The organism is Pseudomonas sp. NFPP07, from assembly GCF_900115645.1.
GTDB classification, from domain to species: Bacteria; Pseudomonadota; Gammaproteobacteria; order Pseudomonadales; family Pseudomonadaceae; genus Aquipseudomonas; species Aquipseudomonas chlororaphis.
The window spans coordinates 108949-123119 of record NZ_FOXG01000002.1 but is presented as its reverse complement, the minus strand read 5'-3'; the positions used below and the strand labels follow the sequence as shown (position 1 = coordinate 123119).

At 63.9% G+C, this 14171-nt stretch carries 13 protein-coding genes and 2 pseudogenes; 6 read left to right on the top strand and 9 right to left on the bottom strand.

The annotated features are described in order from the left end of the window. Nucleotides 1–37: 37 nt before the first annotated feature. Nucleotides 38–1384 (top strand): sensor domain-containing protein, encoded by a 1347-nt coding sequence (locus BM019_RS05550; RefSeq protein ID WP_009042540.1) that lies wholly within the window; start codon nt 38–40, stop codon nt 1382–1384. A 138-nt stretch (nt 1385–1522) separates the two neighbouring features. Beyond that, the gene (locus BM019_RS05545) at nt 1523–2047 is read left to right on the top strand and encodes a DUF4142 domain-containing protein (protein ID WP_092417806.1); all 525 of its coding nucleotides are present in this window, start codon (nt 1523–1525) and stop codon (nt 2045–2047) included. 16 nt (nt 2048–2063) lie between these two features. Here the strand turns inward: BM019_RS05545 and BM019_RS05540 are convergent, their stop codons facing one another. Further along, nucleotides 2064–3305, bottom strand: a complete 1242-nt coding sequence (locus tag BM019_RS05540; protein WP_225970762.1) for an MFS transporter — start codon at nt 3303–3305, stop codon at nt 2064–2066. Between the two features lie 230 nt (nt 3306–3535). Between BM019_RS05540 and BM019_RS05535 the strand changes: the two are divergent. After that, a pseudogene (locus BM019_RS05535) lies at nt 3536–3688 on the top strand (DUF4142 domain-containing protein); the annotation flags it as partial. A 92-nt stretch (nt 3689–3780) separates the two neighbouring features. Here the strand turns inward: BM019_RS05535 and BM019_RS05530 are convergent. The 3 genes and pseudogenes from BM019_RS05530 to BM019_RS30980 all read right to left on the bottom strand — a co-directional run. Next, a complete protein-coding gene (locus tag BM019_RS05530; RefSeq protein WP_062823429.1) occupies nt 3781–4179 on the bottom strand; it encodes a low affinity iron permease family protein in 399 nt (132 codons plus the stop codon). Between the two features lie 187 nt (nt 4180–4366). Beyond that, nucleotides 4367–5233 (bottom strand): phosphotransferase, encoded by an 867-nt coding sequence (locus BM019_RS05525; RefSeq protein ID WP_092418009.1) that lies wholly within the window; start codon nt 5231–5233, stop codon nt 4367–4369. A gap of 239 nt (nt 5234–5472) precedes the next feature. After that, nucleotides 5473–5681, bottom strand: a pseudogene (locus tag BM019_RS30980) (AidA/PixA family protein); the annotation flags it as partial. A gap of 127 nt (nt 5682–5808) precedes the next feature. Here BM019_RS30980 and BM019_RS05515 point away from each other — a divergent pair. Next, nucleotides 5809–6582, top strand: a complete 774-nt coding sequence (locus BM019_RS05515; RefSeq protein WP_092417805.1) for a GNAT family N-acetyltransferase — start codon at nt 5809–5811, stop codon at nt 6580–6582. Nucleotides 6583–6606: 24 nt separating this feature from the next. Here the strand turns inward: BM019_RS05515 and BM019_RS05510 are convergent, their stop codons facing one another. The 5 genes from BM019_RS05510 to BM019_RS05490 form a co-directional block, all read right to left on the bottom strand. Beyond that, the gene (locus BM019_RS05510) at nt 6607–7383 is read right to left on the bottom strand and encodes an AraC family transcriptional regulator (RefSeq protein ID WP_009042549.1); all 777 of its coding nucleotides are present in this window, start codon (nt 7381–7383) and stop codon (nt 6607–6609) included. Between the two features lie 112 nt (nt 7384–7495). Next, complete coding sequence (locus tag BM019_RS05505) at nt 7496–8761, bottom strand: NAD(P)/FAD-dependent oxidoreductase (RefSeq protein ID WP_092417804.1); 1266 nt, start codon at nt 8759–8761, stop codon at nt 7496–7498. Further along, complete coding sequence (locus BM019_RS05500; RefSeq protein WP_085530046.1) at nt 8758–8991, bottom strand: 2Fe-2S iron-sulfur cluster-binding protein; 234 nt, start codon at nt 8989–8991, stop codon at nt 8758–8760. The genes BM019_RS05505 and BM019_RS05500 overlap by 4 nt, the downstream gene beginning before the upstream one ends. Beyond that, complete coding sequence (locus BM019_RS05495) at nt 8988–10121, bottom strand: NAD(P)/FAD-dependent oxidoreductase (protein WP_092417803.1); 1134 nt, start codon at nt 10119–10121, stop codon at nt 8988–8990. The genes BM019_RS05500 and BM019_RS05495 overlap by 4 nt, the downstream gene beginning before the upstream one ends. Beyond that, complete coding sequence (locus BM019_RS05490; RefSeq protein ID WP_092417802.1) at nt 10118–11050, bottom strand: 4-hydroxyproline epimerase; 933 nt, start codon at nt 11048–11050, stop codon at nt 10118–10120. The genes BM019_RS05495 and BM019_RS05490 overlap by 4 nt, the downstream gene beginning before the upstream one ends. A 425-nt stretch (nt 11051–11475) precedes the next feature. Between BM019_RS05490 and BM019_RS05485 the strand changes: the two genes are divergently transcribed. Next, a complete protein-coding gene (locus BM019_RS05485; protein ID WP_092417801.1) occupies nt 11476–12396 on the top strand; it encodes a dihydrodipicolinate synthase family protein in 921 nt (306 codons plus the stop codon). A gap of 170 nt (nt 12397–12566) precedes the next feature. Further along, nucleotides 12567–14135 (top strand): APC family permease, encoded by a 1569-nt coding sequence (locus tag BM019_RS05480; protein WP_092417800.1) that lies wholly within the window; start codon nt 12567–12569, stop codon nt 14133–14135. Nucleotides 14136–14171: the final 36 nt, after the last annotated feature.

Genomic DNA, 14171 nt, shown 5'->3' with positions numbered 1-14171 from the left:
CTCGGCGCTTTATCTTCACAGGCAGTGTCGTTCCCTGATGGCAACCAACAACTCCGCGCCCCTGGCCAGTTTCATCGACCTTCTGCTGGACGCCGTCTGTGCGGTGGATGTGGAAGGCCGTTTCGTCTTCGTCAGCGCCGCCTGCGAGCGGATTTTCGGTTACACGCCGGACGAACTGGTCGGCCGGCGCATGATCGAGCTGGTGCACCCCGCGGACCGCCTGCGCACGCTGCAGGCCGCCGAGCGGATCATGGCTGGCGAATCCATGCCCAACTTCGAGAACCGTTACCTGCGCAAGGACGGGCAGGTCGCGCATATCCTCTGGTCGGCGCGCTGGTCCGAGGTCGACCAGCTGCGCATCGCCGTGGCCCGCGACATCACCGAGCGCAAGCAGGCCGAGTCGCGGCAGGCGGCGCTGTATGCGATTTCCGAAGCGGCCCATGCCACCGAGGACCTGCTGGCGTTGTTCCGGCGCGTGCACCGGATCATCGGTGAATGGCTGCCGGCGCTGAATTTCTCCGTGGCGCTGTACGACGAGCAATGCCAGGCGCTGAGCTTTCCCTATCACGTCGACGACCGCGAGCGCTGCCCGGAGCAGCCGGGCACGCTGACCGGCAGCCTGTGCGCCGAGGTGATCCGCAGTGGCCAGCCGTTGCTGCTGACTCCCGGCAATTATGGGCCGCTGTCACCGCTGTCGGATGCCGCCGACCCGTACTCGCCCTGCTGGCTCGGGGTGCCACTCAATTCGCAGAAAGGCACCATCGGCGCGCTGATCGTCAAGAGCGCGCCGGGCGACGAGCAATACACCGAGCAGGACAAGGAGTTGTTGCAATACGTCTGCGCTCAGCTCGCCACCGCCATCGAGCGCAAGCAGCTGCATGTGCGCCTGCAGTACATGGCCCAGTACGACCAGCTGACCCAGTTGCCCAACCGCGAATTGCTCCGCGAGCGCCTGCGCAGTGCCCTGGCCCGTGCCCGTCGCGAGTCCGGGCGCATGGCCTTGCTCTACGTCGATCTGGACCGGTTCAAGCAGGTCAACGACACACTTGGCCACGCCGTCGGCGACATGCTGTTGCAGGCGGTGGCCAACCGCCTCAAGGCCTGCGTGCGCGAGAGCGACACCGTGGCGCGGATCGGTGGCGATGAGTTCGTGGTGCTGCTCGGCTGTATCCAGCATGCGGAAGATGCCGGCATCGTCGCCGGAAAGATTCGCCGGGCGCTCGACGAGCCGCTGCGCCTGGATGGCCATCAACTGAGCATTCTGCCGAGCATCGGTATCGGCCTGTTTCCCGAACACGGCCATGACGAAAAGCAGCTGTTCAAGCACGCCGACGAGGCGATGTACGCGGCCAAGCGCGCCCAGCGGAGCCCGTCCCGGGCCTGAAAGAAACGGCCGATCAGACCGTTTTTTTGCCAACCGTTCGTCGTGGCCGATGCAACTTTTTCAAACCTTCGATGGCCTGAAAACTCTCACTCTGTGCAGGCGCCGTGCGCCGTCAACTGATCAAAGGAGGCCGACACCATGAGCTTCATGGCCACCCATCTGTCCCGCACCTGCCTCGCGCTGCTGCTCGGCCTGAGTGCCAGCGCGGCGTTCGCCCAGTCCCCCGCGGAGTTTATCGATGAGGCTTCGGCCAAGGGCATGGCAGATATCGAGGCCAGTCGCCTGGCCCACCAGAAGACCTCTTCCAAGGCGGTCAAGGACTACACCATCGTGGTCATCAACGACCGCACCACCGCCAACCAGCACCTGGCGAAAATCGCCAGGAAACTCGACTTGCCCGTAGCGCCCCGGGAAGAAGTGATCAGCAAGGCCAAGGCGCTGATCCCCGAGGTTCCGGAAGGCGAAACCTTCGATGCCGCCTATGCCGAGAGCCAGGTCAAGGCCACCGAAGAAGCCATCGAGCAGATCCAGCAACAGGCCCAAATCACCGAGATCCCCGAACTCAAGGCCTTCGCCGAAGAGACCCTGCCGAAACTGCAGAATCACCTGCAAATGGCCAAGGCCCTCAAGGCTGGCCGGCCCCTGGATCAGTTGGATGGTTGAGCGGCGGTGTGCCGCCTCAGGTATTGACCAGCCAGCGAGCCTGGCGACTGCCGCGCCAGTTGAAGCTGCTCAGTGCCAGCAAGAGTAAGAGTATCGAGTAGATGGCGTAGGTCCCGAGCCTGTCGTAGGCCCAGCCCGCCAACAGGATGCCCACGAGTCCGGCAAAGCGGCTGATGAAGTCTATCGAGCCATACCAGCTACCAATGATTTCCTTGGGCACGGTGAGCTGGATGGCACTGGCCGTGGTACGGAAATACAGCGTGGTACCGAACTGGAATACGAACATGCCGGTGCCCGCGAGCCAGATATTGCCGCGCAGGCATAACGTGATGCAGACCCCCGAGATCATGATCAGGTGCGACAGCAATATCGTGCTCGGCACCCGGGAGGCCTGGCCACTGGCGCGCAAGGCGAGTCCGCCGGCTATGGCACCTGCCGCTCCAACGGAGAACAGGTAGCCGGTCTGCACTTCGGAAAACCCATGAAAGCCCCGAAGCAGGGGGACCCACAGGAGCGCCAGCACGCTGACCACCAGCAGGCAGGTGGCATAAGATGCGAGGAAATACCGCCACCGTGGAGCGCGCAATAGATCGATGGTGGCTCTCGAAGCGCCGGTGACACTTTCCTGGAAACGTTGGACAAACGAGGTGCTGGCAATATCGAGGGGCGAGGTTTGCCCATTCAAGGTACTCAGGCTGATCGTCAAGGCGAGCGCGGCCAGCATGAAGGCAATGGAGGCCAGCAGTGAGATCGACAAGCCGACGTTGAAAATGACCAGGGCCCCGATGACCGGCCCCAGGGTCCTGGCGACGCCATTGAAGGTGGCGAGCAGGCCGTTGATTCTGGGGATGTCGCCAGCAGTGAAAAGGAACGGGATCAAGGCAAACAGGATCAGCCGTGAATACTGATGGATCAGGTCGACGAAGAAGGCAAAAAACCACACCCATTCCACGGAGCGGTCGTAGACCCGAAGGACAAGAACGGCCAGGGCAAACACCGCGATGTTTACCAGTTGCGTGGCAATGAACAGTTTCCATTTGTTGAAACGATCGATAAAACCCGCGCCTAGCAAGGTCACCAGTATTTCAGCGCTATAGCCGATGGCGTAGGTGGTGGTAACGGCCAGCGTCGTTCCGCTGATGGAGTAGGCAAGGTTGGCGAATACCAGGTCGTAGATGGCTTCGGAAAGTATGAGTAATACCCCCAAGGCCACAAAGGACCAGACTGACCGCGCCGTTGAATTGAAAGAGGTGTGCACAGAAATTTAATCCGTTAAATTTTTTATATGCCCGGTATCACGCAGCCTGGGCTTTGATATTGGCAGGCAAGAACGATTGGAGTTCTTCTATGCTGTTGAACGCCTGTTTGGCCGTAAGGCTATCCAGCGCAACAATTTCCATGGCTTGTATCTTGCCCAGGAGTGTACGCAGTGCTCCAGGTTATAGATCTGAATGTTTCAGATTGAGTATATGGTCTTTTGTTAAGTGTTTAGATCGAACCAAAGTCCAGCAACAGGCCCAAATCACCGAGGTCCCCGAACTCAAGGCCTTCGCCGAAGAGACCCTGCCGAAACTGCAGAATCACCTGCAAATGGCCAAGGCCCTCAAGGCTGGCCGGCCCCTGGATCAGTTGGATGGCTGAGTGCCGTCCCACCACCGATGCGCCTTCGGGCCTAACCTGAAGGCGCACCGCGTCCGGTGTCGCTGTCTCTCCCTGGCATTTTCAGCATCGATTCAACTCGGCTTCTGCTGTTGCTCCGGCGGTAGCTCATCCAGCTTCAAGGGCTCGCCCTCGCCGATTTCCTTGTATTCCTGGCGTAGCTTCTCCAACTGCTCGAGATCCAGCCCATCCAGGCTCAGCAACGCATTGTGCGCATCCTTGGTGGCGCGCAGCAGTTCGTCGATCTTCAAGTGCAGGATGTCGTTATCGCGGTTCTGGGTGTTCTGGATCAGGAACACCATCAGGAAGGTGATGATGGTGGTAGAGGTATTGATGACCAGCTGCCAGGTATCGTTGAAACCAAAGACCGGCCCGCTCATGCCCCAGATCGCAATCAATGCCAGCGCAATCAGAAAGGTCCCGGGACTGCCGGCCCACAGCGACAGCTTCTGCGAGAATTTGGCGAATTTCATTGACGTTTCCCCTGTGCGGCGGCATCTGAAATTCAGACAGCGGCGGTAGAGGGAAAATTCTTTTTTATGATTGGCCCTCTGGCTGCAGTCAGGGGCTGCATCCGTTCGGCCGCCAGTCAATTCTCTACCAGCCTGACTCCCCGCCTTCGCTTGTCGAGAGCGGTATGAGCGGGGTAGTGGACTGGCTTCAGGAGCCGCTGATTTCGCGCTGGAACGCCGCTTGTGCCCGGGCGCAGGTGAGGATGCGGTAGCGCGTGCTGCGTGAGACGTTTTGGTCGCGAAAGCGCTGGTACACCGGCTGGAAGACGGTGCGATCCAGGTTGGGGTGCTCCGCGTTCAGGTAGGCCTCGCAAAGCCGGTCGTAATCCTGCTGCGAGATGAAGCGCCGGAACCAGAAGCGGTAGAAGTAACCCAGCAGGAAACCCAGGCTGAAGTCGCGATCGAGTACCGAGTGGGCGCAGCACTCGAAGTCGATCAGGCGCAGGCGGCCATCGGCGGCGACCAGAATGTTTTTCGGGTGGGGGTCCATGTGCACGAAGTCGTCGTCGAGCATCTGGCCGAACAGCCGGAAGATCGCCGACAACAGGGTTTCAGCCTGCTCGGGATGGGCCAGCAGGCGCTCGTCGACGCTGCAATGGTCCGCCCAGAAACCCACCAGCAAGTACTCTTCGCGCAGGAATGGAAAACGCCCCTTGTAGCCAAACGCCGAGACCTGGGGCGAGAGGGCGGATTTGCCCGACACCACCGACAGGTTGATGAATTCATTGGTCAGGTCGTGCAGGCCGAAGCTGCGCTTGAGCCCGAGGAAGTTCTGCAGCTGCTTTTTCCAGTGAGTCAGGCGGTTGTGCTTGAGCACCCATTGGCGTTCGCCTTCGAGCAGGAACACGCCCCGCGTGTCTTCCGGAATATCCAGCGTGGGATATTGCTCGGGCTTGGCCAGAAAACGCCGTAGCAGCGGGTCCAGTTCGTGCCGATGGGATGGATCGAAATGGAAGGTCACGCCATCGATCTGCTGCCGATGCAGCGTTCGGGTGAAGCTCCTGAGGTGAAGCATGCAGGGTTCCTGGCCTTGGATGGCGAACGAAGGGTGGCGCTGTGAGCCTGCGCTGAAACGCGAGCCGAAAGGGCGCGCATCATAATTCATCGCAAGTCCTGGCGTTCACGAAATTCATCCGGGTGCCTTCTGTGCCCTTGCGAGGGAAAAGGACCTCTGGCCGGCCACAGCCTGTTTTGGCCGGGGTTGGACCGAGTAGGCCGGTAGGCGGGGTCAATGCGCGGCATTCTGCCGGAACTGCCGCAGGCCAGGATTTCGGACGACCAGTAGTCGTTGTCCACTTTCTGACAGCTGGGCACCGAAGGGTTGCCGGTGTTGGTAACCGCCATTCAGGCGGTGGCCTTGCGTGGAGTGGGGGGCCGTTGCCCTGGCCACTGATGAACTTGTAGAACACCACCGCGCTTTCGAAGCTCTGCGACAGGCTGGTTTCGCGCCGGCGGATCCGGTTGCTCTATCGACGAACACACACCTTCACACTCTAAAACAGAATTTTTCTGGAGGGCCCGGGTGCTCGGGGTTACCGTGGATTGAAGAGCGCGACACAGGGGGCGCGAGCAGATTTAGGAGTGAACACGATGTCCAGCGTTACGCAGTCCCGTACGGTCGCTCTCTATCATCAGGCAGAGGACCTTTTTTTCTCGGCCATTTCACAAGAAAACTGGCACTTTAACGATAGTCTTGCGGCGTATTGCACGGGTGTCGTCGCCAGCAGTCTGAACCTGCTGTTCGTCAAGCGAACAGGGCCGGACCTGGCCGTGGGGGTGCTTGCAGGCATCGGATTTCTTGAACGCGCGGGGCTGCCTTTTTGTGTGGTTGTGCACGATAACCTGGTGGCGCAGGTCCGTGAGCTGCTGCTGGAGCAGCACTTGTTGGAAGGCGATAGAACCACGTCGATGTGGGTCGATCTGAGCGTCCATGAATTGCCACCGGATGTGGCGGTGAGCTTCGACATTCGCCGTACCGATGAGCAGCTCGAGGATTGGGCCGATCCCGTGGAAAGTGCCTTCGAGTCGGGTGATGCGGGAGCGGGGCAATACCTGGCCCGGCATCGGGTGGCGCTGCAAAACGGCCAACCGTTGAGGCATTTCACCCTGTATGAGCAGTCGCGGCCCGTCAGTTCGCTGACCCTGTCGTTGGGGCAGGCGGTGGCGCGTCTGGATGATATCGGCACCCGGCCCGAATACCAGGGCCGGGGCTATGCCAGCGCACTGATTCGACACGCGCTGGCGTATGCGAAAAAACAGGGGGTGAGCCTGTGTGTGCTGGAGGCCTCCCAGGAGGGGCTGTCGATCTACCGGAAGGCGGGGTTCGACACTTTGTTCGGGTACACGACCTTTTACCGCGAATGAGCAGGTGGTGGGCAAACACTTCGCTCAATGCGCGGCGTTCTGCCGGAACTGCCGTGGGCTGACGCCGGTCAGCGCCTTGAACTGGCGGCTGAAGGCGCTGTGGTCGGTGTAGCCGCATTGCAGGGCGACGTCGGTGATCGGCAGTTCGCCGAGCAGCAGGCGCGAGGCGTGTTCCAGGCGCACCTTGTGGATCATCTGCCGTGGGGTGAGGTGGAAGATGCGTTTGCAGTAGCGCTCCAGTTGGGCGATCGACAGGTCGGCGATATGGGTCAGGTCGTCGAGGCGGATGGCTTCGTTGTAGTGCTCGCGGATATGCCGGTCCACCGCGGCCAGGCGTTCGTAGGCCGGGTGCGCGTCGCGGGCGGCCTGCAGGTCGAGGGAGATGCCGGCCATGCCGATGATCCGTCCGTCGCGCCCGTGCAGCGGCAGCTTGTGGGTCAGGCACCAGCCGGGTTCGCGGCTGCCGTACAGGTGCAGTTCCAGCTGGCCCTTGATGGTGACGCCCTGGCGCAGCACGCGCTGGTCCTGCTCGGTATAGACCGGGCCGAGCACGGCGGGAAACACCTCGGCCGAGGTCTTGCCCAGCAGCGGCGCGACGTTCTTGAAGCCGCAGCGCTGGGCCAGGGTCAGGTTGGCGGTGAGGTAGCGGGCTTGCAGGTCCTTGATGAAAAACACCGCGTTGGGCAGGGTGTCGAGCAGCGGGATCACCAGGGCCATGCTGCCCAGCAGGCCGTGAATATCCTCGGGCGCCTGGCTGGCGATGGCGTCGGGCAGGCGGTGCAGCTGAGCGGTATCGATCATCAAGGGCTGCTCTTGTTGTGGGACGGGGCGCGCCCCGCGACTTTGGGTCTACTGGCTCATCCTTGAATTGCGCGGCGTCGTTGGCGTGCGGCTCGCGGCAACGGTCTGCGTTTCACTTCGCGCCGGGTGTCGGCGATTCCATCAGCAAGGTTTCGATCCGCGCCGGCACCAGGGGCGCTCGTGGCGTCGGCGCGGCCCAGCCGAACAGGGCCTGTGCCGCCGTGGCGCAGACTCGCCCCTGGCAGGCGCCCATGCCGCAGCGACTGTGCAGTTTGGCCTCGCTCCAGCTCGCTTCGCCAGCCACGGCGGCGTAGGGCACATCCTCGCAGCGGCACAGCAGCGTATCAGCTCGCGCCAGGCGCAGAAGCGCCGGTTGCAGGGCGAAGGTTTCACTCACTCGCTCGGCGAACGCCTGCCAATGGGCCCGGCGCTGGATCAGCGCGGTGGCCTCCCGGGTCTGCCCGCTGGCGGCCAGCCCGGCGATCTCGCCTTCGACCCTCGCCAGTTCGCTACCTCCGACTCCGGTGCATTCGCCGGCCGCGTAGACCTGGGCGAGGCTGGTGCCCTGGTAATGATCCACCGCAATCGCGTTGGCTTGCAGCTGGCAGCCGAGATGGCTGGCCAGGGTGGTGTTGGGCACCAGCCCGAAACCGCAGGCGAGACGTTCGCAGGGTACTTCCCGAACCTGCTCGCCTTGCTGGATACGCACCGCTTGCAGGCGATCTTCGCCCAGGGCCTCGAGCACATGGGTATTCCAGCGATAGGCCGCAGTGGCCAGCCCGGCGGCCTGGCCGAGCTTGGCCGGCCAGCGCCAGAGCCCTGCGGCGAATGTCGCCAGGGCGGCCAGCGGGGCTTGTTCCAGGACCGCCTGCACCCGGGCGCCGGCCTGGCGCGCGGTGGCGGCGCTGGCCAGCAGCAACGGCCCGCTGCCGGCGATGACCACGCGCTCGCCGGCGACCGTCAGGCCGTTTTTCAGCAGGGCTTGCAAAGCCCCGGCGCCCGTCACGCCGGGCAAGGTCCAGCCGGGGAAGGGCAGCAGCAGTTCGCGGGCGCCGCAGCACAGGATCAGGCTCTGATAGCGGACCAGCAAAGCCTGCTCGGCATTTTCCAGCAGCAGGGCATTGGCGCCGGCGCCGGCCACCACCCGGGTGCCCGGCAGGTAACGCAACCGAGGATGCTCCAGCACCTGCAAGGCGTCGCGGGCGATGCCGGCGAGCGTGACGCCCGGCCCGTTGCGCCAGATCTGGCCGCCGGGGCGCGGGTTGTCGTCGAGCAGGACGATGGAGAGATCGCTGCGGCTCGCTGCCCGGGCCGCCGCGAGGCCGGCCGGGCCACTGCCGACGATAAGGATGTCGCAGCTCAGGCGCTGTTGACTCATGGCGTGCGCTCCACGTGCATGCCTTCGCGGCACAAGGTCTGGCAGGCCAGTTGGCGCCGGCCGTCGATGGTCATGCGGCATTCCTGGCAGATGCCCATGCCGCAGAAGGGCGCCCGGGGCTGGCCGCTGCAGGAGGTTCGGGTACGTGGGTCGCCGCTGGCGGCGACGGCGGCGGCGACGCTCAGGCCATCGCGCACGGTCAGCGCCTGACGGTCCAGGTAAATGATCATGGGGCGGTTCCAGTCAGGGAGGCGTTCAGCTCGGCGAAGCGTGCGGGGCGATAGGCCTGGGCGTCGATATCTGGTCGTTCGCCGAGCAGCAGTTGGGTCAGCAGCCGGCCGCTGCCGGGGGCGGTGGTGACGCCCAGGCCTTCATGCCCAACCGCCAGCCACAGGCCTGTGTGGCGTGGGTGTTGGCCAAGGATCGGCAGGCCGTCCGGGGTGGCGGCGCGAAAGCCGGTCCAGGCGCGGATGCCGTTCAATTGCGCGAGCCCCGGCAGATAGGCCACGGCCCGTTGCAGCATTGGGGTCAGTACTTCGGGTTCGATGGCCGGGTCGAGGCTGTCGAACTGCCGGGACGAGCCGATCAGCAATTGCCCGGTCGGCCGTGGCTGCACATTGAACGCCACCGAGGTGCCGTTGCTGGCGTGGGCGCTGGCGGCGTAGCCCAGCTCCACCAGTTGGTGGGACACCTGCCGGGGGTAACGATCGGTGATCAGCAAGTGGCCCTTCTTCGGCCGTAACGGCAGCTCCGGCAGCAGGTTCCTCGCCGCCAGACCGTTGGCCAACACCACGTACTCGGCACGCAGCACGCGGCCGTCATCCAGCTCCACGCGGTGGTCGGCGATGGCGCTGACCGTGGCCCGCTCGCAGCTGATCCCCGGCGTGTTGTGCAACAGCCAGTGGGCGGTGGCCGGGGCGTAGAGAATGCCGTCGCCGGGGATCTTCAGGGCGCCGCCAAGCCCTTTGCGCAACAGGGGTTCGAGTGCAGCCAGGGTCGCGCTGTCGAGCAATTCGCCCGCCACGCCGTGCTGGGCCAGGTTGATTTGCTTGGCCCGGGCCAGGTCCATTTCCGCAGCGTCCGCGGCCAGCCACAGGGTGCCGCAATTGCGGTAGGCGCAGGTGGCCGGCAGCTGCGCGCGCAGTTGGTTCCACAGGCCGATGGAGTAGTGACTCAGGGCCAGTTCGGCGCGGTTGTCGTCCATCGCCACCAGGTGGCCCATGCCCGCGCCGGTGGCGCCGCCGCGGGCGTTGTCGAGCACCCGCACCCGCAGGCCGCGGCGGGCCATTTCATGGGCGCAGGCGGCCCCGACTATGCCGCCGCCAATCACCAGGACGTCGGCTTCGGCCGGCTGGCTCACGAGACGATGCCCCAGCCGAAAGGGTCGCTGTCTTCGATCAGCAAGGTGGCTTCGGCGCTGATATGAGCGGTGCCGCGAAGGGTCGGGATGACCTGCTCGCCTGCCGGCTCGTAGCTGGCGCTGAACTGGCTGCCGATCACGCTGGCCTGGCGCCAAATCGCCCCGGGCGCGAGTTTGCCGTCGGCGGCCAGGCAGGCCAGCTTGGCGCTGGTGCCGGTGCCGCAGGGGGAGCGGTCGTAGGCCTTGCCGGGGCACAGCACGAAGTTGCGGCTGTCGGCCTGCGGGTCGTCGGCGAACAGCTCGATATGGTCGATCACACCACCGTCGGCGCCGCTGATGCCGGCGGCCTCCAGGGCTTCGCGCACGGCCCAGGCGTAGTGGGTCAGGGCTTCGACGTTACCCAGGGCGATGCGCTGGCCATGCTCGCTGATCAGGAAGAACCAGTTGCCGCCCCAGGCGATATCGCCACGGACGGTGCCGTGGCCGGCCAGTTGCAATTCGACGTCGCTGCGGTAACGGTAGGCCGGCACGTTGCGCACGCTGACCGAGAGGTCGTCGTGCAGGGTGGCGCTGACGGTGCCCACCGGGGTTTCGATGCGGTGCACGCCGGGTTCGATGCGCCCCAGGTGATACAGCGAACGCACCAGGCCGATGGTGCCGTGGCCGCACATGCCCAGGTAACCGCTGTTGTTGAAGAAGATCACCCCGGCACAGGCATCCGCCGCCTGGGGTTCGCACAGCAGGGCCCCCACCAGCACGTCGCTGCCCCGGGGTTCCAGCACGCAGGCCGTGCGCCAGCGATCGTGGCGCTCTTGCAGGACGGCCAGCCGCTGGGCCATCGAACCGCTGCCCAGATCGGGAAAGCCGTCGACAACCAGGCGAGTCGGCTCGCCCCCCGTATGTGAATCGATGACGGTTATTTTTTTCATGGCAGCACCTGACGGAAAAGGCCTACAGATTGGCTCGTGAAAGGGCTGCATCGCTTGTGGGTTTTCTCTGCGGCGGATGACGAAATCGGCACAGTGGGGTTTTCCGCCAACCCTGTAGCCGCTGCCGCAGGCTGCGCACGGACGCACAGCGTCCGCCAGATCGGACGGCGCGGTGTGACAGAAAGACCGGGGATACAGGTTCTGCGTCTGCTGCGCAGCCGATCGCAGCCTGCGGCAGCGGCTACAGGGGGCATGGTTCTGCGGGAAAAAGCGCAGGAAAGGTATGTGGGCGATTGGGCAAATGTGCCGATTTCGTCTTGCTTGAGCGGGAAAAACCTCAAGCTCCAGGGCGGTGAAAGGCGGAATCTGTTTTTCGTTTCCAACGCCTGTCGGCCCCGACCGACTCAACCCATAAGGACAAGACCATGAGCCGTAAAGCCATCCACTGGAGCGGTGTGTTCCCTGCCGTCAGCACCCAGTTCAAACCCGACTTTTCCCTGGACCTGGACGCCACCCACAGCGTCATGCGCAACCTGGTGGCCGACGGTGTGTCGGGCCTGGTGGTGTGCGGCACCGTGGGTGAAAACACCTCGCTGAGCACCGCGGAAAAACTCTCGGTGATCGAGGTCGCCAAGGACGCTGCCGGCGGCCGCGTGCCGGTGATCGCCGGGATCGCCGAGTTCACCACCGAGTTCGCCCGCAACACCGTGCGCGAAGCGGCCAAGGTCGGGGTCGACGGGGTGATGGTCATGCCGGCCCTGGTGTATTCGGCCAAGTCCCATGAAACCGCCGCGCACTTTCGTGCCATTGCCACCGGCACCGACTTGCCGGTGATGGTCTACAACAACCCGCCGATCTACAAAAGCGACGTCACCCCGGACGTGCTGATCGCCCTGCAGGACTGCGAAAACATCGTTTGCTTCAAGGACTCCTCCGGCGACACCCGGCGCTTCATCGACCTGCGCAATGCCGTGGGCGACCGCTTCGTGCTGTTCGCCGGCCTGGATGACGTGGTGGTGGAAAGCATCGCCGTCGGCGCCGAAGGCTGGGTCTCCGGCATGTCCAACGCCTTCCCGAAAGAGGGCGAGACGCTGTTCCGCCTGGCCAAGGAAAAACGCTTCGAAGAGGCCCTGGCGCTGTACCGCTGGTTCATGCCGCTGCTGCACCTGGACGCGCGTCCGGACCTGGTGCAGTGCATCAAGCTCTGCGAAGAACTGGTCGGTCGCGGCTCCTCGATCACCCGCCCACCGCGCCTGGCCCTGCAGGGCGAGACCCTGGCCGAGGTCAAGGCGATAGTCGCCAAGGCCCTGGCCGAGCGTCCGCAGTTGCCGGACGTCGGTTTGTAAGCCAGCCGACAGGCCGCCCCGCGCAGTGGCTCGCGGGGTGGTCTGGTCCACGAGAAGAACCATCAGGCACTCGCGCAGTGCCGTGTTTCACCCCGTCGGCCGCCTGCTCGCAGGAGGCCGGCGCGACATTCGATCTGCCTACTCCAATAACTCAATAAGAAGGCGCGCCTATGTCAGGCCAAGGCAAATTCAAGAAACAGCTCTCTCTGGTTGACCTCACCTTCATCGGCCTGGGGGCGATCTTCGGTTCCGGCTGGTTGTTCGCCGCCAGCCATGTCTCGGCCATCGCCGGGCCGGCGGGGATCTTCTCCTGGCTGCTCGGCGGTTTCGCCGTCCTGCTGCTGGGCATCGTCTACTGCGAACTGGGCGCGGCCCTGCCGCGAGCCGGCGGGGTGGTGCGTTATCCGGTGTTCTCCCACGGGCCGCTGCTGGGCTACCTGATGGGCTTTATCACGTTGATTGCGTTTTCCAGCCTGGTGGCCATTGAAGTGGTGGCGGCGCGGCAATACGCGGCGGCCTGGTTTCCGGGCCTGACCCATGCCGGCAACAGCAACCCGACCCTTCTCGGCTGGCTGGTGCAGTTCGCCCTGTTGTGCCTGTTCTTCTGGCTCAACTACTCCAGCGTCAAGACCTTCGCCAAGTCCAACAACCTCATCAGCCTGTTCAAGTTCGTGGTACCGCTGCTGGTCATCGGCGTGCTGTTCACCTTCTTCAAACCAGAGAATTTCCACGTCCAGGGCTTTGCTCCCTTTGGGCTGTCCGGCATCGAAATGGCGGTCTCAGCCGGCGGCATCATCTTCGCCTACCTGGGGCTGACGCCGATCATTTCGGTGGCCAGCGAAGTGCGCAATCCACAGCGCACCATTCCCATCGCGCTGATCCTTTCGGTCCTGCTCTCGACCCTGATCTACGGCCTGCTGCAACTGGCGTTCCTCGGCAGCATTCCCACCGATATGCTGGCCAACGGCTGGAGCAGCATCAGCAAGCAATTCTCCCTGCCGTACCGCGACATCGCCCTGACCCTGGGCGTCGGCTGGCTGGCCTATCTGGTGGTGGCGGACGCGGTGATTTCCCCCAGCGGCTGCGGCAACATCTACATGAACGCCACGCCACGGGTGGTGTACGGCTGGGCGAAGACCGGCACCTTCTTCAAGATCTTCACCCGCATCGACGAGCAGTCCGGCATCCCGCGCCCGGCGCTGTGGCTGACCTTCGGCCTGTCGGTGTTCTGGACCTTGCCGTTCCCGTCCTGGGAAGCGCTGATCAATGTGGTGTCGGCGGCCCTGGTGCTCAGTTATGCGATTGCCCCGATCAGCGTGGCGGCGCTGCGCAAGAGTGCGCCGGACCTGCCGCGGCCGTTCCGGGTCAGTGGCTTCGGCCTGTTGGGGCCGGTGTCCTTCGTCATCGCTGCGCTGATCGTCTACTGGTCCGGCTGGAGCACGGTGTCCTGGTTGCTGGGCCTGCAGATCCTGATGTTCGTCATCTACCTGGGCTGCAAGCGCCTGGTGCCCACCGACCACCTGAGCCTGACCGAACAGGTGCGCTCGTCCCTGTGGCTGATCGCTTTTTACGCCTTGACCATGGTCATTTCCTACCTGGGCAGCTTCGGCGGGATCGGTGTGCTCACTCACCCCTACGACACCCTGGTCGTCACCCTCATGGCCCTGTGCATCTACTACTGGGGCGCCAATACCGGGGTGCCAGGCAGCAAGCTGCTGCTGGAAGGGGCAGACGAATGAGCACGGCCCAGGCATCCATTCAGCTCACGCCATTTA

What these genes read in the sequence shown, in the direction of transcription:
- BM019_RS05530 (WP_062823429.1), bottom strand. Translation starts at nt 4,179, where the DNA reads ATGAAATTCGCCAAATTCTCGCAGAAGCTGTCGCTGTGGGCCGGCAGT.
- BM019_RS05480 (WP_092417800.1), top strand. Translation starts at nt 12,567, where the DNA reads ATGTCAGGCCAAGGCAAATTCAAGAAACAGCTCTCTCTGGTTGACCTC.
- BM019_RS05525 (WP_092418009.1), bottom strand. Translation starts at nt 5,233, where the DNA reads ATGCTTCACCTCAGGAGCTTCACCCGAACGCTGCATCGGCAGCAGATC.
- BM019_RS05510 (WP_009042549.1), bottom strand. Translation starts at nt 7,383, where the DNA reads ATGATCGATACCGCTCAGCTGCACCGCCTGCCCGACGCCATCGCCAGC.
- BM019_RS05545 (WP_092417806.1), top strand. Translation starts at nt 1,523, where the DNA reads ATGAGCTTCATGGCCACCCATCTGTCCCGCACCTGCCTCGCGCTGCTG.
- BM019_RS05505 (WP_092417804.1), bottom strand. Translation starts at nt 8,761, where the DNA reads ATGAGTCAACAGCGCCTGAGCTGCGACATCCTTATCGTCGGCAGTGGC.
- BM019_RS05500 (WP_085530046.1), bottom strand. Translation starts at nt 8,991, where the DNA reads ATGATCATTTACCTGGACCGTCAGGCGCTGACCGTGCGCGATGGCCTG.
- BM019_RS05550 (WP_009042540.1), top strand. Translation starts at nt 38, where the DNA reads ATGGCAACCAACAACTCCGCGCCCCTGGCCAGTTTCATCGACCTTCTG.
- BM019_RS05490 (WP_092417802.1), bottom strand. Translation starts at nt 11,050, where the DNA reads ATGAAAAAAATAACCGTCATCGATTCACATACGGGGGGCGAGCCGACT.
- BM019_RS05515 (WP_092417805.1), top strand. Translation starts at nt 5,809, where the DNA reads ATGTCCAGCGTTACGCAGTCCCGTACGGTCGCTCTCTATCATCAGGCA.
- BM019_RS05485 (WP_092417801.1), top strand. Translation starts at nt 11,476, where the DNA reads ATGAGCCGTAAAGCCATCCACTGGAGCGGTGTGTTCCCTGCCGTCAGC.